Genomic DNA, 23,852 nt, shown 5'->3' on the forward strand with positions numbered 1-23,852 from the left:
GGCGCCGCACTGACGGCGGGGCCCTGGCGGGCATTATCCCAACCCAGTCAGTTGTGAATCGCTCGAGCGCCCATACCCAGGTTCGAGTTCTGCGATGCGAGCTCCACCTCCCCCGCGCCACGGCACGCGACAAAATCCTCCTTGCGCAACACCACCAAAGCAATCAGCGACACAATCCCGGTACCGATGTAGAAGTACCACGGCGAGGTAATATCCCCCGTCTGCTGGATCAGCCAAGTCGAAATCAACGGGGCACTGCCGCCAAACACCGCCACCGGAATGTTGTACGCCACGGCAATGCCGGTAGAGCGGATCCGCGTCGGTAGCAGTTCACTCATGGTCGCGTAAGTCGATGAGGCATACAGCCCGAACAGAATCGCCACCGCCATCAGCGGCCAGAAGAACGAGGCCGGTGTAGCTGTAGGCGCGGCTTTGAAGAACCAGTACATCGCCAGCGTCGCCAACACCCCCACCACCATCAGGAAGGGTTTGCGCCCGTACTTATCAGTAAACATCCCGCCAAACGGCATGACGAACGCCGCCGAGAGGCTGGCGATGAACACGTAAAGCAGCGTGGTGCCACTGTCGAACTTGAGGATGCGCGACATGTAGGTGGAAGCGAAGGTCAGCACCAGATAGAAGATCGAGCTGTGCAGGGTGATGATGAAGAACACCAGAGCAATCGCCCGCTTCCACTGCCAGACTTCACGCAGCGGCGCCTTGGAGGTTTCCCCGGCTTTCTGCAGGGCGAGGAACTCCGGGCTGTCTTCAAGCTTGAGGCGGATGTACATGGACACCAGGCCCATGGGCCCGGCGACCAGGAAGGGAATGCGCCAGCCCCAGTCCTGCATCAGCTCGGCACCGAGCGCCCAGGTCATGCCGTTGGCAACCACGCCGCCGAGCACCAGCCCCAGCACCGCGGTGACCATCAGCCAGCAGGTGGAAAAGCCCCGCCGCCCGGGCCCTGCGTACTCGGAAATGAAACTGGTGATAGTGCCGATCTCACCGCCCGCAGAGAAACCCTGCACGCAGCGAATCAGCACCAGCAAGATCGGCGCGGCAATGCCAATGGCGGCATAGGTCGGCAACATGCCCAACAGGCAGGTGGACCCCGCCATCATCACCAGCACGGTGATCAGGGTTTTGCGCCGGCCGATCTTGTCGGCCAAAGGCCCGAAGAACAGCCCGCCCAGAGGACGGATGAAGAAGCTCAAGGCGAAGGCGGCAAAACTGCTGAGCAGGCTGGTGGTCGGGTCATCGGAGACGAAAAACGCCTGCCCGATATACACCGCCAGAAAGCCGTAAACGCCATAGTCGTACCATTCGATAAGGTGCCCCGAGGTTGCGCCGATAAAGGCGCGCCGCCGTTGCCGGGCCGGGTTGTGCTGATGAGTTGCCATAGCCGAATTCCTGTCTTGTTCTTATTGATGGAAAACAATCCTGGGGACGCCTTTCACGGGACAGCGGCAGCGCTTGCGGCCTCCTTGAGCCAGTGACGCAGTTCGGTCTTGAGTACCTTGCCGTAACTGTTTTTCGGCAGTTCGGCGAGGAATACATACTTCTTCGGTTTCTTGAACGAGGCCATGCGTGCGAGGAACCAGGCCGTTAGCGCACGTTCATCCAGCGGGCTGTCACCACGGGCAACCACAAAGGCCACCACCGACTCGCCCCACTCGGCATCCGCCTCGCCGACCACGCACACTTCGAACACCTCAGGGTGCAGGGCCAGCACCTCCTCTACCTCGCGCGGGTAGACGTTGCTGCCACCGGAGATGATCACGTCTTTGCAGCGGTCGGTGAGGGTCAGGTAGCTCTGGTCGTCGAGGTAACCGATGTCACCGGTCAGCAACCAGCCATCGACCAACGCCTCGCGGCTGGCGGCTTCGTTGCGCCAGTAACCGTGCATCACCGTCGGGCCGCGCACGGCGATCTGGCCGGGTTGCCCGGATGGCAGCGGACGTAGCTCGGCATCGAGCACCCGTACCTCCACACAGGCGTGCGCCAGCCCGACTGATGAGGCGATACGCTTCCAATCCGGGCGCTGACGATCGGCGATCATTTCGCGGGGCAAGGCGCTGATGGTCATCGGGCTCTCGCCCTGGCCGTAGATCTGCACCAGGCGCGGGCCGAAGGTGTCCAGCGCATCCTGCAAATCGGCCAGGTACATCGGCGCGCCGCCGTAGACGATGGTCTTGATCCCTTCACCGGCATACCCCGTTACCCGCGCCTGCTCGACCATGCGCTTGACCATGGTCGGCGCGGCGAACAGCGAAACCTCGCCAAGCCGGGTCGCCAGCTCGAACACTTCTTCAGCCTTGAAGCCACGGGACTCCGGCAGCACGTGCCGAGCGCCGCAGCGTACATGTATGAAGTTGTACAACCCGGCACCATGGGACATCGGCGCGGCATACAGCACCGCCTCGTTACCGCTGAGCGCATCGACATCCAGCGGATAGCACAGCGACATCGCCACCAGGTTGCCGTGGGACAGCATCACCCCCTTGGAGCGTCCGGTGGTGCCGGAGGTGTAGAACAGCCAGGCCAGGTGATCGGCATTACAGGTGTAAGGCAGTGCCAGCGCATCGCCTGCGCCCTCCACCACCCGCCCGCGCCCGACCTGCTCGCGGCAATCCTCTGCCAGCTCGCCCGGTGCAAACACCTGGCCATCATCGGTAAAGATCACCCGCGCCTGGGCGTTATCGACAATCCAGGCGGCTTCGCTGCGGTGCAGCTTGCAGTTGATCGGCACGATCACGGCACCGACCCACCACACTGCATACATCAGTTCCAGGTACTCGCAGCAGTTCTTCATGAACAGCGCCACGCGATCACCCGGCTCAACCCCGTGCTCGTGAATGAGCTGACAGGCCAGACCGCGCACGTTGGCGGCAAAGGTCTGGTAATCGGCAATTTGCCGATGCCCGGCAAACAGCGCCGGGCGTTCGGGCCAGCGCTGGGCGGCGGTGTGCAACCAGTTGGCAATGTTCAAGCTCACGCCCTCCGTGCCTGAAGCACCGAGGCGTAGTTGGCGACCGCCATACCGCCCATGTTGAAGAGCAGGCCGAACTCGGCATTCGGTGCCGCAAGCCCGATCGGCTTGCCGGTCAGTTGCGCGAACGCCAGGGCATGCATCGACACCCCCGTCGCCCCCACCGGATGCCCCTTGGCCTTGAGCCCGCCCGACAGGTTGACCGGCAACTTGCCACCGGGCTGGACAATACCCGCCTCCAGTGCCCGATACCCCTGCCCTCGCGGTGCCAGGCCCATGGCTTCATAGATCAGCAGCTCAGCGATGGTGAAACAGTCATGGACCTCGGCAAACCCCAGATCGTCCAGGCTCACCTGCGCCTTGCTCAAGGCCGACTGAATCGCCCGCTGCGGCCCTTCAAAGGCCAGCAGGTCACGTTGCGACAGCGGCAGAACATCGTTGACCTGGGCCATGCCCTTGATCGCCACCTCGCGGCGGAACTGCCGGGCACGCTTGGCCGACGCCAGCACAATCGCCGCCGCGCCATCGCTGACCAGCGAACAGTCGGTCAGACGCAGCGGCTCGGCGATATAGGGATTGCTCTGCGACACCGTATTGCAGTGCTCGAAACTCATCGCCTTGTGCATCTGCGCTAACGGGTTGCTCATGGCATTGGCGTGGTTCTTCGCGGCAATGCTGGCCATGGCCGACAGCGGGCTGTGAAAACGCTGCTCGTATTGTGCGGCAGCCAGCCCGAACAACTGCGCAAAGCTCAGCCCTGCTTCTTCCACATCATGCTGATAGCCTGCACCGGCCAGCGCCTTGGTCACCTGCGCGGTCGAGTTGGAGGTCATCTTCTCCGCCCCCACCACCAGCACCAGCTCCGCGCTGCCGGACAGAATCGCATTGATCCCCGCCTGAATCGCCGCCGAGCCCGAGGCGCAGGCGTTTTCGCAACGGGTGGCGGGCTTGAAGCGCAACGCCGGATCGGCCTGCAACATCAGCGATGCGGGGAAGCCGTCCGCCACCAGCCCTGAATTGAAGTGGCCGAGAAACAGCGCGTCGATCTCCGAGGCCGCCACCTGCGCATCGGCCAGCGCGGCGCGGGTGACATCGACGATCAGGTGTTCCAGGGTGGCATCGCTCAAGCGGCCAAAGCGCGAATGCGCGGCGGCGACGATGCTGACGGAGTCGGTTGCCATGGTTTTTATCCTTCTGGTTGAACAGGCGTTCCTTACAATGGCCCCAACCCCGAAGCCCTCGCTATTCGTGCAACTACGTATAGGGATGAGTAGCCAGACTGATGGATACTGCGTGGCAACATTTCAAAGGAACGAATGAGGCCCGCGCCATGACCGACCCCGCCCGACAACTGCAAGACCTTGAGCGCCTGGCCTTCCAGGTGTCGCCTGCGCCGCAAGTGATCACCGGCAACCGCCGCATGCTCGACCTCAACGAAGCGTTCCAGAGCCTGTTCGGCTACCAGCGCGACGCCCTGCTGGGCGAACTGATCCTCAAGCTCTACCCCTCACAGGCCGACTACAACGCCATCGGCGAACGCAGCCTGAGCTGGCTGCGCCACGCCAAGAACGGTGCTTACTCGGATGAGCGTTTCATGCAGCACCACAGCGGCGAAGTGTTCTGGGCCCGGGCCAATGGCTACACCCTGACCCCGGAAGATCCGTTTCAGTTGATGGTCTGGCATTTCGAACGCATGGACCGGGCATTCCGGCCCACGGTCAACCTCACGCCCAGGGAGCGTGAGATTTCCGCGCATATCGTCAACGGCCTGACCTGCAAAGAGATCGGCCGCAAGCTGAACATCTCGCACCGCACGGTGGAAGTGCACCGGGCGCGGTTGATGAAGAAATTGCAGGCGAAAAACAGTGCTGAGCTGGTGTCGAAAATCATCGTACTGAACTGACGCCCGATCACCAGGTCCAGGGCTTCCACCAGCTCGGTGTAGCGCCAGCGCCGGCTGCTGCACCGCTACCGTTGAGCTGTAGGTTGATCTCGTGAATCTCTTGCGAGAGCCCGGTAATCATTGTGCTCGCCGCGCGCCCACATTTTTTGTACAGGGTAACGGCCTCCTGCATGTGCGCACGGGCTTTCTCCAACCGGGCAATTCTCTTCAGCACCATGGCGTACACGCTCAGGCAGTCGGCAAACGCCCGGATGTCTGCCTTTCTGACGCTTCTGAAGGTTTCGACACCACGCGCCAGATAGGCCTCTGCTTCCTCATAACGCTCTTGCTTGAAGTAGACCGAACCGAGCAGGTAGCAGGAATGCGCGATGCGCTGATCGTTGCTGGCCAATGCCGATTCACGCAGATACAACACTTGCACAAACAGCTGCTCGGCCTCCTCCAGGCGGTTCTGTTCTTCACGCAAGGCCGCCAGGCCATTGAACACGATGGCGCGGTCAGCCGTGTCTATTTCACTAAGGTCTTTGGCAATGTCCAGGGCTTCGAGGAAGCACTGCTCCGCCAACAAGAACTGGCCACTGTCTTTGTATTCCACGGCCAGATTGTTCAGGTACATCACCAGAGCGCAGCGTGTAGCCGAATCTCTGGCCATGAGCCGACGGTGGGCCAGCTCAGCCTGAAGGTGGTTTTGGTCCAGCCTGAACGTCAGGCACTGGTTGAACATCTCCTGAGCGCTACGGGTGTCTCCGGTCTGTGCAGGAAAGTGGCGACTGCGCTCGACGGCATTGCCCAGCACCTCTTGCGCTTCAACCAGCGCGCCTTGCTTGAGCAACAGTTGCCCCAGGTTGCACTCCAGCGTGTAGAGCTGTTGATGGTCATCGGGCGTCGTATCACCAAAGATTGCGTACGCTATCTGGTAGGCCTCAACAGCGTCCTTGACCTTGTCCAGGCCCGCGCACACGTTCGCATAGGTCACCAGCGCATGGATGTGAGTCGGGTGCCAGCTGGGTAGCGAGTCTCCAGCAGCCTCCAGCGCTTTGGCCGCGAATGCGCGAGCCCGGATGTAATCCTGCTTATCGCAGTAGGTGTCCGCCAGTACGACGGTCAGGGTAATGAAGTCGATGTCGAACGCGTCGAAAACCTTGGCCGCCATTTTGAAGCCATCGAGCAGCGTTGCTTCTGCCGCGTCGAGATTCCCCTGGTCCCTGTAGGTCAGACCCAGATTGCTGAGTATCTGTACCAGGTCTCGATTGCCATGCGGATAAGCCGCCAACTGGATCTTGTAAGCGTTGCTCCCGAGGCGCGCCGCCTCTGCAAGATCACCTTGCTGATAGCGGGCCAGCGCAATAACCGCCAACACCTTGCCGACTTCCGGATGATCCTTGCCGAACGCGGCTTCAAACTGCGCCAACACCTGCCGTTCAAGGCGTTCCGCCTTTTCCGGACGGCGACTGGCAAGGTACATCGCGGCCAGGTTGGCGTTGTTACGCGCCTGCAGCGTGAGGTTGTTGTCAAAGCGTCCGGCAATCAATTCGGCAACAAATGCACACCAGGCTTCGCACAGCGCGTTGTACGAAAGGTCGATGAACTGATGGGTAATCTGGTTGCAAACGGCCAGATCTTCGACAGCCAGAGGAAACCAGAGCGGCGAGCAGGCTTTCCAGGCGGCGGTAATACCCGCTATCGCCTGGTCGTGTTCTGCGTGTTGAGCACCGAGCGTGGCGAAGGCTTGCATCAAGGTTGCCGGGGCAGACTGGTAGCAAGCAACGACGCACAGCGGCTTTTGCAGATCCCACCGCAGGGTGTCCAAGGCCACGGCGTCGTCAGGATCCAGGGCAAGCAGTTCACAGGCTTGGAAAATGCGCTCGGCGATGACCAGCGCAGTGAAGCTGCCCAAGGCATTACTCAGCGACGGATGCTGGCTATTGCTCGCCCACCCGACGATCAGAATGATTTCCTGGCGAATGAGGATTTCATCGGCACCCTGCATGACAGCAGACTGCAACGACGAATGCATCAGTTGCTCACGCCCCTCATAGCGCACCAGGTAAGGACGCAAAACCGAGAGCACGCGGCTCATGAGCAACTGCGGTGCGCGCTTCTGCCCACTCTCGCCTTCGGGCTCATCGCTGTCGCTTGCCAGCAGCAGGGCCAGCTGGCGCTCGGAAAGCCCCGCCCGCGAGGCGCACAGATACTGTGCCGCGCGGGAAACGATCTGCGGATGGTTCGCCGTGCTCAGATCAAGGTCCCAGGCATTGAGCATCGAGCGGAACAGGCTTCCTGCATCCGGATGCTCCAGCAACACCTGAATATCTTGCTCAAGCGTTTCATGGGCCGAACGTATGCGCATTTGTTCGAGGACAACCCGCATGTACACCGGCAAGGCCATTGCCGGTGCCTGGATCAGCTGGTTGACGAGGGCTTCGGGTAAACGCTTGCGGTAGTTGATCGTGTAGGTATCGATCATTCTGCGCAAAAGCGCGGCATCCGCCCGCTCAAGCCCATAGCGCCAGACGGCCTCCTCGCCTGCATCCAGGCTCGCTGTCGCCGACAGAATGACAATCACCTGTTCAGGCAGGGCCAGCTTCTGCAACTGGCGCAGGACCTGGCTGGGGTTGTCGAAGCGTTCGATGCCGTCCAGGAGCAGGACCAGCGGCTTGCCTTGCGCCGTGGCGACGCTTCGCGACAGCAGCTGGACCAAGGCCTGCCACTTTTCGTTCCCGGAGGGCACTTGAGTCAATGCTTGTTCTGGCGTCACGCGGCCTTCAAGCAGCACCTGAATGTCGTCAAGCCACTGATCGATGCCTCGTTTACCATCGGCACCGATGTGAAAGTCGAGGACCCTGGCGCCGGCAAGCAGTGGCTGTCGCGGCAGGTTGCGCGCCAGATAGGCCATCAAGGCGCTTTTGCCCGCGCCCGGTTCACCGATAATCAGCGCAGGTCGCTTTTCTTTGCCGCTCAGCCGGTGATGGCAGTACCCCAATACCGCCTCGCAAGACCCGGTTGGCGGTACATAGAACTTCAGGCGCGTCGTGGCAAAGTTCTCATGCGGCAGGCGCAGCAAAGCCAAGGCGCCCTGCTTTTCCGGATAGCGCCGGTCCAGCTCCTGCAGCAACTGAGCCTTTACCGACTCACCAAAGGCTTCAACCGATTCGTAGTTGTCGATTTCGATGACGCCCGACTCGCGGAGCTTGTGCTTGAGCACCTCGAGTTTGCCATTGCCCGGGTCATAGAAATCCGTGGGCTGAGCGCCGCCTGACTGGCGGTACAAATCGGCGGTGAGGGCGTTGCTGCGTAAATAGAACAGCGCTTCGGCACGGCCCTGCTGCTGGCCCTCAAGGGCGTAGTCAAACTCAAGCTCGGTCACGCTGATGTTCTTGTCCAGCGCTGTCTGGATCTTGCCGACGTACTCGCTGAGTTCCTTACCCTGCAGGTAGTCATTGAGCATCGCCTGGTCGGGTACCCAACCATAACGTTCGCCCAGAAAGCCGATGAAGAACGGTGGGAATTCGCGGCAGCGGTCAATTTCGTTCAGGCAGACCGCAACGGTCGTGCCTTTTTCAGCTTCCTGCTCGGTGATGCCCCAGCGCAGATCAATTTCAGTGAAGCCCACGCCCCGGCTTTCACACGCCTCACGCACTTCGGGAAAAACCCGCGTCAGCAGGTAGTGTCGCTCGGCCTGCATATCCTTGAATGTTGAGGAAAGGAAGACCCTGATTTCCCTGACTGTGCTGCTGTCGTTTTGCATGAAGACGTCCGTGAGCAAGCTCGAAGCCGATAATGGCCAATCAATATCAAGCAGCATTTAAAGCTGATTTTGAGCGGCCACGCAATAATCGGAAAGAATTTCACAATAATGTCCCTGTACGCCTCCTCATCTTTATCCCGGCTCGATATGCTGGCGCTCTTTGAGTAAAGGCATATTGATGTCATGTCGAGTTTCAGCAGTAGGCCCAGTGCGCTGGATGCGCGCCCGTTGATGCGTGAATCCACAGGTGTGAGCCAGCCCCTTTCCATCGTCATCGGTGTCAGCGGGCATCGCGACGTGCTTGCCCAGGACGCGGCGCGAATCGAACGTCAGTTTCGAGAGCTGATCGAGTCATTGCGTCGGCAGTACCCCGACCTTGCCCTGCGGGTGATCACCGGGCTTGCCGAAGGGGCCGATCAGCTGATCGCCCGAACGGCCCTTGCGCTGCGTAAGGAAGGCGTGCCGGTTGAGCCGGTAACGGTGTATCCGATGCCGCTGGCGCACTACCGCGAAGACTTCCACGGCGCGGCGCTAGCGGCCTTCGAGGCGCTCCACGCCGAGCTGGAAGCGCTCGGCCTGCCGATAGTTGAACTACCGCCAGTGAGTGATCGCCTGCAGGCCTACTGCAATCTGGGCGATTACCTGCTGAACAAGTCCGATGTGCTGGTGGTGATCTGGGATGGCAACCTTTCGGCCAATCAGGGCGCGCAGCCCAAGCCCGGCGGCACCGAGCACATCACCTTGCAGGCGCTGCAACCGCTGGAAATGCTGGCGCGCACACGAGACACGGCCAGCCAGCTGCGCAACGACATCAGCCGCTACCTGCACGACGTCGACACCGTTCCGGTGTACCGCATCAGTGCCAATCGCCAGTCTGCCAGTGCCATCGATCAGCACTGCGGCTACATCCTCAGTGCCAGCGCCGAGGGTGTCAGTGTCAGCGCGCAACCGCCTGCCCACACCCTGGCGCATCTGCGCGAGTTGAACCGGTCGAGCCGGGCCCTGGCCCAGAACAGCAAGGGTCAAGGCCATTGGCCGAGCGACGACCAACCGTTCTACAACCAGCGTTCTGCCGACTTGAAGTCGATTGCCGAGCTCTTCCAGCGCTTTGACGGCCTGGCCAACGCCATGCAACTCAAGACCGACCGTACCCATCGCACCGTGGCCGGACTGACCCTGCTGCTGACCAGCGTGTTCCTGTTCTACGCAAAAATCCTTCCTGTCGCGCTGGTGCTGGCCGGCTATGTCTGCCTGTTCGTGCTGTCCTTTCTCTGGTACCTGCGGGCCAAGCCCAACCGGACCAAGTTTCGCTACGCCTTCTACCGCGCCGTTTCCGAGTCGTTGCGTATCGAGTTCTTCTGGCAAGCGCTGGGCCTGGTCGATCCACAAGGCAATGCTTCACTGGCGCAACGGCTGCCGGCCCAGGGTCAGGACAAGCGCCGCACCATCGTCTCGCTGATCAGACAAGCATCGCTGGGCGGCCACCAGGCAAACGTCCCACCGGTCGAACGCAACAAAGTGCTTCAAGACTGGATTGCCGCACAGCGCGCGTATTACCACAAAGCCCGACATCGTCTGCACATCAAGCACGAGAAGATCGAGCGGGTGGTCAAGGCAACCATCTGCATTCCAGTGGTTCTCTGCGTCGTGCTGCTGTCGTTCTATTCCTTCTTCAAGCACACCACCTTGCCTGGGCTGGAGCTGGCCTGGAAAGACCTGATCGTGTTTGCGATCGGCTGGATTCCGGTGATCGGCGCGGTGCTGGAGCTGCACGCCAATAACACCTCGATCAAGGAACTGCATGCGCAGTACCAATCGACCGAGCGCTACCTTGAGCGCGTCGAAGCCCTGATGGCGAGCCCACAAGCGGCAGACATGGGCGCGGCCGTGTTCGAAGTGGTCGGCGTCGAGTTGTCCCGTGAGCACATGAGCTGGTTGGCCACCACCGAACGCAAGGCGATTGTTCCCGCCCATGGCGGTTGAGCGCCAATCAACTACATAAAAGGAAGCCTGTAGTGAACTCAGTCCTTCAGGGCATGGTACGAAGCGCGGGCAAAAAGCGCCTGCTGACCATCGATGGCGGTGGCATACGCGGCGTGATCGCAGTAGAGATACTCGCCGAGATCGAACGCCTGCTGCGCGTGAGCACGGGTAACCCACAGTTGCGGTTGTCCGACTGGTTCCACTTCGTCTCCGGCTGCAGCACCGGCGCCATACTGGCAGCCGGATTGTCGCTGGGCATGGCAGTCGATGAACTGCGCGACCTGTACAGCAGCTCCGGCCAGCGCATGTTCAAACGTGCGGGCTGGTGGCAACGGCTGGGGTTTCATCGCTACGTTCACGGCGAGTTGGAGCGCCTGATGAAGGAGCGCTTCGGCGAGCACACCACGCTGGGCTCCGAGCAACTGAAAACCCTGCTGATGGTGGTGCTCAAAAACGCCACCACAGACTCGCCCTGGCTGCTCACCAACAACCCCTACGCGCAGTTCAACCAGCCGGGCCCAGGCTGCAACCTGGACCTGCCACTGTGGCGCATTGTGCGCGCCAGCACCGCTGCGCCGACGTTCTTTGCGCCCGAAACCATCCATTTTCCGGGGCTGAAAAAGCCCTTCGTGTTCATTGACGGCGGCCTTACCCCTTACAACAACCCGGCGTTCATCTCCTACCTCAGTGCCACACTGCCCGCCTATCGCATGGGCTGGAAAACCGGTGAAGACGACATGCTGCTGGTGTCGGTGGGGACCGGCCTGCACCCGGCCTCGGCACCGGAGCTGACACCCCGACAGATGAACCTGCTTTATACCGCCACCTCGACACCGGCCGGCCTGATGCTGGCGTCGGCGAACCAGCAAGACATGCTGTGCCGGGCGTTTGGTAAATGCGTCGCGGGTGACCCGCTGGACAGTGAACTGGGCGACATGATCGGCATGCAGAGCAGTGCGCCGTTGTTCACCTATGCGCGTTACAACGTCGACCTGACCAGCCAGGGCCTGGCCTCGATAGGCTGCGAACAACTGATTGGCCGCAACCTGCACCGCCTCGACGCTACCGAGCTGATCCATGACATGCAGACCGTAGGCCGGGCAGTGGCGAAAAGCAGGGTTCGCCTGGAGCATTTCGAGCGGTTTATCGAGCAGGTGCCTGCGCAGCAACGGCAGGCGATTGCCTGAAAACCCCTGCGCGGGGTGCGGCGGGATGGAATGGGGTGGGAGCGGGCTTGCCCCGCGATAGCGACCTGTCAGCCACATCGCATCGCGGGGCAAGCCCGCTCCCACCGGGGTGCTAGGCCACCCGCTCGAGGTAACTCGACTCGCCGCCACCCGTCGCGCCCGACAACCAGCGCCAGACGAAACTCAGCGTGGTACGCCCTGCTGGGTCAACGCCGACCGTGCTTTGCGATTGTGCAAACGCTCGCTGATGTGCGGAAGGTCGCAACTCATAAACCTCGCATCCTTGTAGGCAATCAATGGCGTCGATAGCTTTTTTTGCCGCTTGGCGTCAGACAATAAACGCCACCTCGTGGTCCAGTGCAGAAGCTACCAGACCCACAGCCACAGGTGTTACTTGCGCCTTGCAGCGCCTGCACAGCTGGCCGTACCGGGCTGACGCCAAGGTAGGCGCTGCAGCTTTTTTTCGAGCCGCTGATCGAGCCGTCGTTGCACAGGAACAGGTCGCCATCACACCCGGCGATACCGCCTTTGCGGCCGGAGCAAGGCGTGTTGGCAGCCAGAGCACTGGACGTGCCGAGCAGCATGATCAGGGCCAGGCCCAGCAAATGGGGAACAGTGCGCACCACGGCAAGGCCTCCAATAAGATGGCCACATGCTATCACCCAGACAACACCAATCACACCCGGTGGGAGCGGGCTTGCCCCGCGATGCGATGTGACTGACAGACCGCAATCGCGGGGCAAGCCCGCTCCTACCGTAGCTCCAGCAATACAGCTGCTGGATCAGAAGGCGAAACACGAACAGCCCAAAACACCCCAGAAGCCCTGATAGTCGCTCACCGGCACCGTAGACTGTCGCGCACGCTCATGGCTATGGGCGTGCACCGCACACGCCCCCAGACACTGATGCACCGCCGGCGCCACTGGCCGCCAATGACCAGCCACCTTCGCCACCGGCGACCACTCCGGCAGCACCGGCAGCGCTGGCGGGCCGAGCTTGTCGAACTCGCCGGCGCCATACACCACCTTGCCACCCACCACCGTCAGCACCGACTCGATCCACTTGATCGACTCCTCACCGACACTGAAATAGTCCGCCGATAACGCCACCAGATCAGCCAACTGCCCCACCTTGATCTGCCCCTTCTTGCCCTGCTCGCTGGAGAACCAGGCGCTGCCATGGGTAAACAACTCCAGCGCGACATCACGTGACAAGCCTTGCGGCTGCAACGCCATACCGCCCACCGTCCGACCGCTCACCAGCCAATACAGCGAAGTCCACGGGTTGTAGCTGGACACCCGGGTAGCATCGGTCCCCGCCCCCACCGGCACACCCTCGCTGAGCATGCGCTGGATCGGCGGGGTGTGCTCAGCGGCCTGGGCGCCATAGCGGTCGACAAAATACTCACCCTGAAACGCCATGCGGTCCTGAATGGCGATACCACCACCCAGCGCCCTCACCCGCTCGATGTTCTGCGGGGTAATGGTTTCGGCATGGTCGAAGAACCACGGCAACCCATTGAACGGAATATCGCGGTCAACCTTCTCGAACACATCCAGCATGCGCGAGATCGATTCGTTGTAAGTGGCATGCAAGCGAAACGGCCAACGCTGCTCGACCAGGTGACGCACCACCGGCTCCAGCTCCTGTTCCATGGTTTGCGGCAGGTCCGGGCGCGGTTCGAGGAAGTCCTCAAAGTCAGCCGCAGAAAACACCAGCATCTCGCCCGCGCCGTTGTGGCGGAAGAAATCGTCACCGTCGCCAGGTTTCACGATGTTGCTCCAGTTCTTGAAGTCGCTCAGTTCTTCCTTGGGCTTTTGGGTAAACAGGTTGTAGGCAATGCGGATACTCAGCTGCCCCTGCTTGGCCAGTTCCTGGATCACCGCATAATCGTCCGGGTAGTTCTGATAACCACCACCGGCATCGATGGCACTGGTAAGGCCCAGCCTATTCAGCTCGCGCATGAACTGCCGGGTAGAGTTGACCTGATACTCCAGCGGCAGCTTCGGCCCCTTGGCCAGCGTGGCGTAGAGAATAGTGGCGTTGGGACGGGCAATCAGCATGCCGGTCGGTTCGCCCTTGCTGTCACGCTGGATTTCACCGCCAGGCGGGTTGGGCGTGTCCTTGCTGTAGCCCACGGCCTTGAGCGCGGCGCGGTTGAGCAGCGCGCGGTCGTATAGATGAAGGATGAACACCGGCGTATCCGGCGCCGCGCGGTTGATTTCCTCAAGAGTGGGCATGCGCTTTTCCGCAAACTGAAACTCGTTCCAGCCGCCAACCACCCGCACCCACTGCGGCGCGGGCGTGCGCTCGGCCTGGTCCTTGAGCATGCGCAAGGCATCGGCCAGCGACGGCACGCCTTCCCAGCGCAGCTCCAGGTTGTAATTGAGGCCACCACGGATCAGATGCAGGTGCGAGTCGTTGAGACCGGGAATCACCGTGCGCTGGTTAAGGTCGATGAGCTCAGTGGCACCACCGCGCTGGGCCATCGCCTCGGCATCGCTACCGACGGCAATGAAGCGCCCGTCCTCGATCGCCACCGCCGTGGCGCTGCGCTTATCGCGGTCGACGGTGTGGATACGGCCATTGAAGAGGATCAGATCTGCAGACATGGAACCCCCTGAAAAAGTGGCGTGGAAACCTCGGTGTTTGCAATCAACGCGCATTCAGCCAGGCAGCGAACGCCCGGGTTGCCAGCGGCATGAAGCAATAGACCACCAGCAACACAATGCTCAAGGTGATCACCACGTTGCTCGGCACATAGCCGCCGAGCCATGGCCAGGTGCTGAACACCGGTTGCCACAGCCAGGGCACCAGCAGCGACAGCGGCAGGATCACCAGAAAGGTCACACAGACTTGCTTCCAGCGTGGCGGCGGCGCATCGGCCGTGGCCGGGTTGAACCAGAACTCGCGGTCGGGATTGATCTCCAGACGGTCGCCATCGGCAAGCAACGGGCTGACCTCCTCGACCAGTTGCTTGCGTTCGGCAGAATCCAGCCACGCCTGCAACTGGGCGCTGGAAGCAAAGCGCAAAATGCAGGTGAACAGATGCAAACCACCCTGCCGCTCGCGCACCACATCGATGCCGATATGCCCCGGATAGCCCTTGGCGATGCCAATGGTGCGCCGCAGCCAGGCCTCATACGGCGCCTGCTGCGCGTCGCGAACCTGATGGCGGATCAACAGGGTCACGACATCGTCTGAACGCTCGGTCGTCATCATGGGCTCCTCTGGGTCAGCGCGAATGAACACAACCGCAGAAGCAACAGCATGGCCCAATCAGCGGAAAATGCTCGCCGACAATCACCGCCCCACCGCCATTCGTCGCCTTTGAGAGGGCGGCACCCAATTTTTGACACTTACTGGCGTGCCTATTGCACAATGCCGCCCAAGCGGCCCCGAAAAGACGTAATTCTGACGCGGCAGCGGCCAACAATAACGTTTTAGGGCGCCGACCAGACGCCTGCTCAGCTATCGGAGATGTAACGTGTCAACGCTCAATGAAATCGCAATGAACCACGCGAGAATGGTCAAACGGCTGGCGGAGGAATCGATCGTACTGGAACAGCGACAGCCCATCGTCGTCGGTGGTTTCGAGGTTTCATCCCTAGACACGCCAGACCCCATGCCGCTGCCCTTCATCATTGATGCTCAAGACAGAAGCATCGAGCTGGTTGCTGTAGCGGTCTGATCGCCAGACTGCTCCCCTGCTTCAACACTGGACCGGCTTTCACTGCCAGAAAACCGGTCCAGCCTTACGGTTCGCCTTCTACTCGCGTTATGTCTTAAAATAGCCGGTTGCAGAAAGAACCGTCATGGCCATAGCCATGAAGGGCTTTCATCCTTTACATATAAAAGTGTGGTGAAGATGAACAAGCCTTTCATTTCGCTGTGCCCTGAAATTACTCGGGCACACGCGCTGACGTTGATGGATTGGTTGGAGGATGAGCGCGTCACCTGCTACCTGAGCGATTCGCGTCATGTCTCCCGCTCCATCGAGCAAGTCATCGATCGGACGCAATTGCCGATCCTGACCCATCTATTCAACCGGGACGGCCGATTCTTCATGGCCTATGACCGGCATGACGCCCCGGTGGGCTTTGTCCGTCTCGTCAAAACCGGCCCGAATTGCGAGATCGTCCTGGTCATCGGAGACAGCGACAAATGGGGCCGCAACCTTGGCGCCCGCACGCTCCGCGAAGGCATGAAACTGGCCTTCCTCGACATGCGCGCCGAGAAACTCATCGCCAAGATCCACCCGGACAACGTGCGCTCGCTGAAAGCCTTTCTGCGCAGCGGCTTTCTGCTTGAGAACGAAACGCCGACATTGAAGTCATTTTCCATGACGGCGGGGCGCTATCTGCGGTTCTTGCGCGAAGGTGCCGTTGTCGACTCCACTGAGATCTACATCACTGAAATCGACAAGGCCAGGCTCGAGAGCCTGATCGCGCTCGAGCAAGGCCCGGCCGTTGTTGAACTCGAACATGAGCTTGAGCGAGCCATTGTCGTCACGCCGCAGCAGGTGGCGCGCAATGTCGTCACGATGAACTCCAGGGCCTTGCTGCAGCTGGACGACGAAGAGATCGAAGTGGCCCTGGTCTACCCTGAAGACGCCGACAGCAGCGCCGGCAAGCATTCCGTGTGTTCCGACATCGGTGCCGCCATCCTGGGCTATCAGGAGGGGGACGCCATCGACTGGCGAATTGCTGACCGGACCCGCCGGATCGGGATCAGGAAAGTGCTTTACCAGCCGGAAGCCGCGGGCGATTTCCACCTGTAATTGCGCCTTTAGCGCAGTGTTCGTCCATCAGGCGCGAAAGCCCCCCAAGGCTTTCCGTGCCTGATGCGGACCCTCGTACTGACCGCAGGACTGCGCAGCGTGCTACTCGCGAGATCAACCTGCGCCCCGTGCGGCCCCCGACTCAACGACCATGGCATGGGCCAAATCCTCAACCAGCGCCTTGGCCATCCCCACCAGATAATGCGCTGCCCATGCCGACGTACCGTCCTGCTCAAGGCCGGCTTGCAGCGTCAGGTGGTGCGCACAGCCCATCATGACCGAAACCTGCTCCAGCACGAACGCCGCACCTTGCCCTGGTTCGACCCGAAACAGCCGCTCAGCGCCTACCCCGCCCTCGCCTTCAGCGAATGTGCCGACGCCTACCGTCTTGAGCTCCAACCGCGACCCCTCATCCATCCCAACCTCCCTAGCCGCCACTGCAATTAAAGCGCGACTCCAAATAAATCTGTGGGAGCGGGCGTTGCCCGCGATCGAGCGCAAAGCGCTCGCCTATACCAGACCAGCCACCTACACCCGACCACGGAACCCCGCGGTTACTGCCGCCAAATCAATGCCGCAACTGAACCTTACTCAACGCCACTTCAACCAAAGCGCGGGCGTTGTCGATTTCATGCATCGTGGACAAGGTCAGGATCTGGCCTGAGGACGAGGAATGGAGCATGACCGTCTGCTGTGCCACGGTCATGGCGCAGACCAGGTATTCGGAGATTTGGACGAGGATGTCTTCGAGGGATTGGTTTGAGGGAAGCGGTGGGTCGGGGACGATTTTTAACATAGCGAACTCCTTTGCTTTAGGGAGCCGCCACACGCCTGCTGTCAAACAAAAGGTGGCAGCTATACGCGGGTTGACAGACCGAGAAAGCAAAGGAAACCCGGCGCACACGAAGGTGCCCCACGTACAGCCGCCATAACGCGAGCACATGCGGATTCACTTTGAATTCGGTCTGTCAAAACCGGTCGTTGAATTGGCAACGACTGGGGGAGACTAGAGCGCTATCAGAAACACCGCAATGGCTTGAAGCAGGCGGGAGTATGATTCGGAAATGGACTACAGGGAATCGGGAAATTCTGAAAATTTGCATGTCACGGATGGAAAATCCGTCGACGATTAGGACTGAAAGTATTTCCACACGCGAATATCGGCAGCCAACCTCCAACTCGACACCGACATACATGAGTTAGGAGCGAAGTTGTCGTTTGGATTTGATGCACACCTTTCAATATTTCGTAGGATTTTTCCTCATTTTTGGTAGGCTTTTGCCACCAATCGAGAGGAAATGAAATGCCCGTCGTCATCGTTGAGAACGACACATCGCAGTGGGAAGACGAAACAGGCGCTGTCTATCATTTCCCCAAGCGTTACCAAGCCTGGCTCACCCAGGGAACCGAAGTGATCTACTACAACGGGCGAATTAAGGACAAAACCTTCGCCTCCGCCCGTCTCAGCGCCAAGCCGCATTATTTTGGTATGGCGCGCATCGGCAAAGTCTACGCGGACCGCAGGAGTGATAAGGGGCACTTTTTTGCACTGATAGAGAATTTCACTCCGTTTGAAAGCGCTGTCCCCTTAAAGATTCACGAAGCGTATCTAGAGACTATCCCCGCCACCCGCGCGAGTAACTATTGGCGCGACGGGGTTCGGCCCATTTCCCAGGCAGATTACGATGCAATCCTAAGCCACGCGAAACTTCTGCCTTCGCAGGCCTTCGCGGTCATACCGACGACCGAAGGCGATCCATGGACCTTCGAGTCGGCCCATGAAGGTAGCAAGACAAGCTACTTTGGAACCCGTTACGAACGCCGGAAAGATTTGAGGGCGAAGGCCATCGCTATCCACGGACTTGACTGCAAGGCATGTGGGTTTAATTTCGAACAGGTTTACGGCGTACACGCTAAAGGCTTCATTCACGTTCACCATGTAGTACCGATTTCGGAATTTGGGGATGAGAAAGCCGTAAATCCCGAGACTGACCTTGTGACGTTGTGCGCCAACTGTCACGGGATGGTCCATCGCAAGCGAGATATGACTCTGAGCGTTGATGAACTGAAAGGAATGTTGCGAGGGCGATGGGTAATCGAACCTTAGTTGCCTGCGGAATACCGGTCGACTTGTGGCTTTCGTATCTGTGCCGTTGAACACATATTTGATTGGTTTTACAGCTGCTGGAAAATGTCCGCCCCACATGGGCGGTGCGGTATCGGTTGAAATAGCAGCTACCCGGACTTTAGGGAAACTAATATAGAACAATTGCGAGACGGCGGTTCAAATCCCCCCGGCTCCACCAAATACACATCTAAAGACGTCCACGGACGTCTTTTTTTGTGCCTGAAACCCAGCAAATACGGGGCTTTCAGCACCATCAAGATCCGTCAGCGTCCATAGACATCCATGCAAACGTGTATTCCAAGTGGTATTCCAAGCTCCCAGCTGGTAATTTTTGGAATACACAAACAGCATTGGAATACACCATGGGTGCCCAAGCCACGCGCCTTTCAGACCTGAAAGTCAAAGCCGCCAAACCTAAGGAAAAGGACTACACGCTGACTGATGGCAACGGCCTTCAAATGCGAGTGAGAATCAATGGCTCAAAGCTATGGAATTTCAACTATATCCATCCCGTAACCAAAAAACGGATCAACATGGGACTAGGCACCTTCCCCGAGGTGAGCCTGGCTCAAGCACGCAAGCGAACCGTTGAGGCGAGGGAGATCGTCGCTCAGGGGCGGGACCCGAAAGAGCAGCGCGATGCGGAGCGGCAAGCGAAAAAAGCAGCCACAGAACACACTTTCGAAAACGTGACGACGGCGTGGTTTGAGCTCAAAAAGGATTCAGTCACCCCTGCCTATGCCGAAGACATTTGGCGCTCTCTCACGCTGCACATCTTCCCGGACCTGGGCACCACCCCGATCTCAGCCATCAATGCCCCTAAGGTCATCGATTTGCTCAGACCCTTGGAAACCAAAGGCAGCCTCGAAACCGTTAAACGCCTGACACAGCGACTCAACGAGGTCATGACCTACGGGGTCAATTCAGGACTGATTCACGCAAACCCGCTCAGCGGAATCCGTTCCGTCTTCAAAAAGCCCAAAAAGAAGAACATGGCGGCACTCCCACCCGATGAGCTGAAAGAGCTCATGGTGGCAATCGCCAATGCCAGCATAAAAAGGACTACCCGCTGCCTAATCGAATGGCAGCTCCACACCATGACCCGACCCGCAGAGGCTGCTACCACCTGCTGGGCTGACATCGACATCGAGAAGAAGGTCTGGACGATTCCAGCTGAGCGCATGAAGAAACGCCGTATCCACATCGTGCCGCTAACAGACCAGGCCCTAGCCCTGCTTGAAGCAATCAAGCCCTACAGCGGACACCGGGAGTACGTGTTCCCTGCAGACCGTAATCCTCGAACCCACTGCAACAGCCAAACCGCCAACATGGCACTGAAACGCATGGGATTCGAAGGACGCCTGGTAAGCCATGGGATGCGCTCTATGGCCAGCACCATCCTCAACGAACACGCTTGGGATCCTGAGTTGATTGAAGTAGCGCTTGCACACGTCGACAAAGACGAAGTACGCAGTGCCTATAACCGAGCGGACTACATCGAGCGCAGACGCCCAATGATGAAGTGGTGGAGCGAGCACATCCAAGAAGCAGCTACCGGCAATCTTTCGATGTCGGCCATCCAGAACAACCGGGACAGGAAGGTCGTCTCGATTCGTTGACTCATAAAGCTCTACCAAAGTAGCGTTCACCCTCAAACATGCTACACCCACCAACTAACCGTTCCAGATACTAGTTATTTGGAACGGTGCGAAAACAGCTCAATAGTTAATTATTAAAGACCACAGCGACCGTCAACACAGAGATCACAAATACAATAGGCCTATTCAAACCACCCACAACATACAGTATTAATAATTAAGAGCCAGAACATCAACTCCTTTTAACCAATACACTCCCAGAATTAGATCCATATGTCTTACCTGTAACCATACCTTGTTTGTAATAGTCATTGAGCAGCTTCAAAAAATCCTCCACATCATCCTTGTTTTCGATAAGGACTCTTCCATCTGAAGTAGACTTCAACTCTCGGCCTTCATACTGAAGAAGCATCTGCTTCATATTCTCAACTTCGGCGACACCGATTTGGGCATGATTGTTATTTTTAGCAATATTCGCCAGGGTTCGCATCATAGATGGTTTTGATGTGACTTCTGCCCGAATAATCTCTAAACCTTCGACCACAGAATGATTATTTATTATCTCTAAAGTTTCATTTGACAGCTCAACAAACTCATCTTCTAGCTCGGCGATTTTTTCGAATGCAGCTTTAGAGAAAATCAGAAACGAATTACCTTGCAAGACGCAATCAAATTTATCTTCAAAAGTAATGTGCTCAGTCTTAATTTCCACCAACTTAGGGTCAGTGGAGTCGAAGTGAGCCTTAATTTTCTTCCCAAAGCCTTGTGGCGTGTCTGTAGCAACGCTTGTAGCCGTAAGCTTTTTGAAAAACAAGGCTTTCGTCTTTCCACCATCAGTCGTACTTACAATTTTAACGCAGTAGCACCATATATTCTTTTTTAGCTCATTTAAGGAAACAGCGGATTTTATTTCCGTGCCGTTGAGAATTTTCTTCCAGGTATGATCTGAAACCTTTAGCTTTTCAGCCTCATCATACTTGAACAGCGTTTTTGGCATGTCATCGGAGATGACAGCATATTTCTGCGCCACTGCCGAAGACTCTATATATTTCTCGACTTGTGCCTTTGCGGACTTGAGAAAAAAGCCATTGATTTCTTTCGAGGCATCCAACCTACTAAGCGTATAGCTAAAACCTTTTTTCTTATTTTCAGTCTTGGCTTTTCTTTGTATGAAGAACACCTCAAACGAAAGATTTTGTTGGCTTACTAAATCCTGAATGGTGCTCAAAGCTTCGCTACTCATCCTTCCTCCCCAAATCTATACCGAAATACAATCTGTGGGCAATTCGCTTCATTTTGAGCAAATCACCTTCTTCCATAAACTTTTCTTTCGTTAGAATTATTATTTTCTTCTTTGCTCCTGCTAGACTTTCGACCTCTACGTGATAGAGGGAATACCAAAAACTCAAAGTTGGGTTTATAAGTATCATTGATGAGTTGACGTAAATTGTATACGTTACGCACATCAAAGTGATTATTGGTATTAGCTGGGCAGGGTCAGCGGGGTCTTGAAACACGAAAGGGATAATATAAGTAAATAGATAAGCGATTGATTCTGAGTTTTTATTTTCTACGTCCACCACTTTGGAAATTTCGCCGCTTTCCTCAGCTCTCTCTACGAGATTTTGGAGCAAGACCATCAAGAAAATAACAGCCAAAACCGAGATTATTATAAGCGTGGTAGCCACACCGAATTTCTTTGCGAAATTCATCCAGGCATCGCTGTTGAAACCTCCAAAGCTAAGATAGTCACTGTTTTTATAGAATTGCTGAAAAATAATTATCAAAAATAACGGAATGTAAGACACCAGGAAAAGGGTAAGCCTTCCCAGCCGCGTCAATCCGTGCCTTCTGTCCCTACTGCTCTGCATTGGACGATTCCCTGTGCCTTAACACGAGATCTTAGCTGATAGGTGACTACCCTCCAATCAGAATCCTATCCGGACGCTCAGCCTGATTCGTTGAGTAGTGCCAAAACGTCGCATACGGAAAATTGCCTCTAAAATTCCTATAACCAGATCCTAGATGCCGAGTCGGATTCAATTCGAGAAAAACTCAACCCTACATAATCGCAATGACATAACCACCAGAGAGGTTCGCCCCATGTCATTGCAGTGCCCTCGCTGTCATTCCCCAAAAGTCGCTTCCTTCCACCACGCCATGAAAATCGGGGCTGCTATCGGCACCGTAGGCGGTGCAGCCCGTGGCGTCAGCGCAGCTCTAGCAGGTGGTCAGGCTGGTGCGCTCATCGGCGCTATCGCCGGACCTGTCGGCATCACCCTCGGCTCAGTGTCTGGTGCCATTCTCGGTGGCTTGGCCGGCGGAGTCGGCGGCTGTGCGCTCGGCGCCCAACTGGGTGAGTCGCTCGATCGCCATGTCCTAGCCCACAACCTCTGCCTGCTATGCGGTCACCGCTTCAACCTCCCGGCCTGATCAGGCCACCTCTCCTATCTATTACGTCCGGACGCTACTGCGCTCTGCAAGGCGCTTTATGCCGGCTTGCACCTAAAGGAATTACAACCATGGCTCATCTCGTCGAAACAATGGCATACGCCGGCGAAGCTCCCTGGCACGGCCTGGGCAATCAACTCACCCAGAAACAACCCATCGAGGTCTGGCAACATGAAGCCGGCATGGACTGGCAGATTCAGGAAAGTCCAGTTCACTTCAAAGCTGACGCTATCGGCCACCTCGGCAGCATCCACTCCTTCCCCGAGCAGAAAGTCCTCTACCGTTCGGACACAAAGGCTCCACTTTCGGTAGTTTCCAGCCGCTACCACACCGTGCAGCCCCGCGAGGTGCTGGAGTTTTACCGAGATCTCACAGAGGTCTCTGGCTACGAGCTGGAAACTGCCGGCGTACTCAAAGGCGGCCGCAAGTTCTGGGCACTCGCGCGCACTGGGCAAGGCGCAACACTCAAGGGTAACGACCAGGTCAACGGCTATCTGCTACTGGCCACGTCCTGCGACGGCACCCTGGCCACCACGGCAACACCAACCACGGTTCGGGTGGTGTGTAACAACACCTTGACCATCGCCCTGGACGGTACCAGCCGAGCCATCAAAGTTCCGCACAACACCCGCTTCGATCCGAAGGCAGTGAAGAAGCAACTCGGCATAGCCGTCTCCGGTTGGGACGAGTTTATGTACCGCATGCGCCATCTTGCCGAACGCAAGGTGCAATGGCATGAAGCCCTGGGTTTCTTCATGAACGTGCTGTGCGAGGTCAATCCGAGCAATCAACTACCGGAACAGCTGCCCAACGAACGCGCCCTGCGCAAGGTACAGGAGCTTTACGAAGGCCGAGGTCGAGGCAGTCAGTTGGACTCGGCACGCGGCACCGCCTGGGGCCTGCTCAATGCCGTGACCGAGTACGTCGATCACGAGCGTCGTGCCCGCAGCAACGAGTACCGCATGGACTCGGCCTGGTTCGGCCAGGGTGCGCAGATCAAACAACGCGCCCTGGACACTGCTCTGCGTCTCGCCGCCTAACAACACCGCTCATCAACCGCATCGCCCGGTCAGCTGAATGCTGGT

The 23,852-nt window shown here is 58.2% G+C and carries 19 protein-coding genes and 1 pseudogene; 9 read left to right on the forward strand and 11 right to left on the reverse strand.

Annotated features, from left to right (window positions below; translation table 11 throughout):
- Window positions 1–47: 47 nt before the first annotated feature.
- The 3 genes from NPS47_RS01405 to NPS47_RS01415 are packed head-to-tail and all read right to left on the reverse strand — an operon-like array spanning window position 48 to window position 4,170.
- Window positions 48–1,400, reverse strand: coding sequence for an MFS transporter (locus NPS47_RS01405; protein WP_274293346.1), 1,353 nt, complete (start codon window positions 1,398–1,400; stop codon window positions 48–50).
- Between the two features lie 53 nt (window positions 1,401–1,453).
- On the reverse strand, window positions 1,454–2,989 hold the full coding sequence (locus NPS47_RS01410) for a class I adenylate-forming enzyme family protein (RefSeq protein WP_274293468.1): 1,536 nt from the start codon (window positions 2,987–2,989) through the stop codon (window positions 1,454–1,456).
- A 2-nt stretch (window positions 2,990–2,991) separates the two neighbouring features.
- Window positions 2,992–4,170 (reverse strand): acetyl-CoA acetyltransferase, encoded by a 1,179-nt coding sequence (locus NPS47_RS01415; RefSeq protein WP_274293347.1) that lies wholly within the window; start codon window positions 4,168–4,170, stop codon window positions 2,992–2,994.
- A 149-nt stretch (window positions 4,171–4,319) separates the two neighbouring features.
- On the opposite strand from NPS47_RS01415, the gene NPS47_RS01420 reads away from it, so the two are divergent.
- Window positions 4,320–4,892, forward strand: coding sequence for a LuxR C-terminal-related transcriptional regulator (locus NPS47_RS01420; RefSeq protein WP_274293348.1), 573 nt, complete (start codon window positions 4,320–4,322; stop codon window positions 4,890–4,892).
- Window positions 4,893–4,899: 7 nt separating this feature from the next.
- On the opposite strand, the gene NPS47_RS01425 is transcribed toward NPS47_RS01420, so the two are convergent.
- Entirely contained in the window at window positions 4,900–8,640 is a 3,741-nt protein-coding gene (locus NPS47_RS01425; protein WP_274293349.1) for a tetratricopeptide repeat protein, read from the reverse strand.
- Between the two features lie 231 nt (window positions 8,641–8,871).
- Between NPS47_RS01425 and NPS47_RS01430 the strand changes: the two genes are divergently transcribed.
- Both NPS47_RS01430 and NPS47_RS01435 read left to right on the forward strand, forming a co-directional pair.
- Window positions 8,872–10,623: a hypothetical protein gene (locus NPS47_RS01430; RefSeq protein ID WP_274293350.1), complete on the forward strand. Its 1,752-nt coding sequence runs from the start codon at window positions 8,872–8,874 to the stop codon at window positions 10,621–10,623.
- A gap of 32 nt (window positions 10,624–10,655) precedes the next feature.
- The gene (locus NPS47_RS01435) at window positions 10,656–11,810 is read left to right on the forward strand and encodes a patatin-like phospholipase family protein (protein ID WP_274293351.1); all 1,155 of its coding nucleotides are present in this window, start codon (window positions 10,656–10,658) and stop codon (window positions 11,808–11,810) included.
- Window positions 11,811–12,103: 293 nt separating this feature from the next.
- Here NPS47_RS01435 and NPS47_RS01440 read toward each other — a convergent pair whose 3' ends face one another.
- From NPS47_RS01440 to NPS47_RS01450, 3 genes are all read right to left on the reverse strand, one after another.
- Window positions 12,104–12,394, reverse strand: coding sequence for a hypothetical protein (locus NPS47_RS01440; protein WP_274293469.1), 291 nt, complete (start codon window positions 12,392–12,394; stop codon window positions 12,104–12,106).
- A 198-nt stretch (window positions 12,395–12,592) separates the two neighbouring features.
- Window positions 12,593–14,422: an amidohydrolase gene (locus NPS47_RS01445; RefSeq protein ID WP_274293352.1), complete on the reverse strand. Its 1,830-nt coding sequence runs from the start codon at window positions 14,420–14,422 to the stop codon at window positions 12,593–12,595.
- A 43-nt stretch (window positions 14,423–14,465) separates the two neighbouring features.
- Window positions 14,466–15,029, reverse strand: a complete 564-nt coding sequence (locus tag NPS47_RS01450) for an antibiotic biosynthesis monooxygenase (protein ID WP_274293353.1) — start codon at window positions 15,027–15,029, stop codon at window positions 14,466–14,468.
- A 268-nt stretch (window positions 15,030–15,297) separates the two neighbouring features.
- Between NPS47_RS01450 and NPS47_RS01455 the strand changes: the two genes are divergently transcribed.
- Together NPS47_RS01455 and NPS47_RS01460 are read left to right on the forward strand one after the other, a co-directional pair.
- Window positions 15,298–15,501 (forward strand): hypothetical protein, encoded by a 204-nt coding sequence (locus NPS47_RS01455; RefSeq protein ID WP_038609716.1) that lies wholly within the window; start codon window positions 15,298–15,300, stop codon window positions 15,499–15,501.
- Between the two features lie 124 nt (window positions 15,502–15,625).
- A pseudogene (locus NPS47_RS01460) lies at window positions 15,626–16,590 on the forward strand (GNAT family N-acetyltransferase).
- A 114-nt stretch (window positions 16,591–16,704) separates the two neighbouring features.
- Here NPS47_RS01460 and NPS47_RS01465 read toward each other — a convergent pair.
- Entirely contained in the window at window positions 16,705–17,007 is a 303-nt protein-coding gene (locus NPS47_RS01465) for a DUF3077 domain-containing protein (protein WP_274293355.1), read from the reverse strand.
- Between the two features lie 151 nt (window positions 17,008–17,158).
- Window positions 17,159–17,386, reverse strand: a complete 228-nt coding sequence (locus tag NPS47_RS01470) for a hypothetical protein (protein ID WP_274293356.1) — start codon at window positions 17,384–17,386, stop codon at window positions 17,159–17,161.
- A gap of 507 nt (window positions 17,387–17,893) precedes the next feature.
- Between NPS47_RS01470 and NPS47_RS01475 the strand changes: the two genes are divergently transcribed.
- Window positions 17,894–18,697: an HNH endonuclease gene (locus NPS47_RS01475; RefSeq protein ID WP_274293357.1), complete on the forward strand. Its 804-nt coding sequence runs from the start codon at window positions 17,894–17,896 to the stop codon at window positions 18,695–18,697.
- Between the two features lie 383 nt (window positions 18,698–19,080).
- A complete protein-coding gene (locus NPS47_RS01480) occupies window positions 19,081–20,337 on the forward strand; it encodes an integrase domain-containing protein (RefSeq protein WP_274293470.1) in 1,257 nt (418 codons plus the stop codon).
- Window positions 20,338–20,548: 211 nt separating this feature from the next.
- Here the strand turns inward: NPS47_RS01480 and NPS47_RS01485 are convergent, their stop codons facing one another.
- Together NPS47_RS01485 and NPS47_RS01490 are read right to left on the reverse strand one after the other, a co-directional pair.
- On the reverse strand, window positions 20,549–21,559 hold the full coding sequence (locus NPS47_RS01485; protein WP_274293358.1) for a Kiwa anti-phage protein KwaB-like domain-containing protein: 1,011 nt from the start codon (window positions 21,557–21,559) through the stop codon (window positions 20,549–20,551).
- Window positions 21,552–22,187 (reverse strand): hypothetical protein, encoded by a 636-nt coding sequence (locus NPS47_RS01490; protein ID WP_274293359.1) that lies wholly within the window; start codon window positions 22,185–22,187, stop codon window positions 21,552–21,554. The genes NPS47_RS01485 and NPS47_RS01490 overlap by 8 nt, the downstream gene beginning before the upstream one ends.
- A 289-nt stretch (window positions 22,188–22,476) precedes the next feature.
- On the opposite strand from NPS47_RS01490, the gene NPS47_RS01495 reads away from it, so the two are divergent.
- Window positions 22,477–22,749 (forward strand): hypothetical protein, encoded by a 273-nt coding sequence (locus NPS47_RS01495; RefSeq protein WP_177333578.1) that lies wholly within the window; start codon window positions 22,477–22,479, stop codon window positions 22,747–22,749.
- An 89-nt stretch (window positions 22,750–22,838) separates the two neighbouring features.
- Complete coding sequence (locus tag NPS47_RS01500) at window positions 22,839–23,807, forward strand: DUF932 domain-containing protein (protein WP_274293360.1); 969 nt, start codon at window positions 22,839–22,841, stop codon at window positions 23,805–23,807.
- The last annotated feature ends 45 nt before the right edge of the window (window positions 23,808–23,852 follow it).

The sequence above is a fragment of the Pseudomonas putida genome (assembly GCF_028682475.1).
Classification (GTDB): domain Bacteria; phylum Pseudomonadota; class Gammaproteobacteria; order Pseudomonadales; family Pseudomonadaceae; genus Aquipseudomonas; species Aquipseudomonas putida_AG.

Excerpts from the sequence above, each read along its gene's own strand:
- NPS47_RS01405 (WP_274293346.1), bottom strand. The coding sequence starts at position 1,400 with ATGGCAACTCATCAGCACAACCCGGCCCGGCAACGGCGGCGCGCCTTT.
- NPS47_RS01415 (WP_274293347.1), bottom strand. The coding sequence starts at position 4,170 with ATGGCAACCGACTCCGTCAGCATCGTCGCCGCCGCGCATTCGCGCTTT.
- NPS47_RS01420 (WP_274293348.1), top strand. The coding sequence starts at position 4,320 with ATGACCGACCCCGCCCGACAACTGCAAGACCTTGAGCGCCTGGCCTTC.
- NPS47_RS01425 (WP_274293349.1), bottom strand. The coding sequence starts at position 8,640 with ATGCAAAACGACAGCAGCACAGTCAGGGAAATCAGGGTCTTCCTTTCC.
- NPS47_RS01430 (WP_274293350.1), top strand. The coding sequence starts at position 8,872 with ATGCGTGAATCCACAGGTGTGAGCCAGCCCCTTTCCATCGTCATCGGT.
- NPS47_RS01440 (WP_274293469.1), bottom strand. The coding sequence starts at position 12,394 with ATGCTGCTCGGCACGTCCAGTGCTCTGGCTGCCAACACGCCTTGCTCC.
- NPS47_RS01445 (WP_274293352.1), bottom strand. The coding sequence starts at position 14,422 with ATGTCTGCAGATCTGATCCTCTTCAATGGCCGTATCCACACCGTCGAC.
- NPS47_RS01450 (WP_274293353.1), bottom strand. The coding sequence starts at position 15,029 with ATGACGACCGAGCGTTCAGACGATGTCGTGACCCTGTTGATCCGCCAT.
- NPS47_RS01465 (WP_274293355.1), bottom strand. The coding sequence starts at position 17,007 with ATGGATGAGGGGTCGCGGTTGGAGCTCAAGACGGTAGGCGTCGGCACA.
- NPS47_RS01470 (WP_274293356.1), bottom strand. The coding sequence starts at position 17,386 with ATGTTAAAAATCGTCCCCGACCCACCGCTTCCCTCAAACCAATCCCTC.
- NPS47_RS01475 (WP_274293357.1), top strand. The coding sequence starts at position 17,894 with ATGCCCGTCGTCATCGTTGAGAACGACACATCGCAGTGGGAAGACGAA.
- NPS47_RS01480 (WP_274293470.1), top strand. The coding sequence starts at position 19,081 with ATGGGTGCCCAAGCCACGCGCCTTTCAGACCTGAAAGTCAAAGCCGCC.
- NPS47_RS01485 (WP_274293358.1), bottom strand. The coding sequence starts at position 21,559 with ATGAGTAGCGAAGCTTTGAGCACCATTCAGGATTTAGTAAGCCAACAA.
- NPS47_RS01490 (WP_274293359.1), bottom strand. The coding sequence starts at position 22,187 with ATGCAGAGCAGTAGGGACAGAAGGCACGGATTGACGCGGCTGGGAAGG.
- NPS47_RS01495 (WP_177333578.1), top strand. The coding sequence starts at position 22,477 with ATGAAAATCGGGGCTGCTATCGGCACCGTAGGCGGTGCAGCCCGTGGC.
- NPS47_RS01500 (WP_274293360.1), top strand. The coding sequence starts at position 22,839 with ATGGCTCATCTCGTCGAAACAATGGCATACGCCGGCGAAGCTCCCTGG.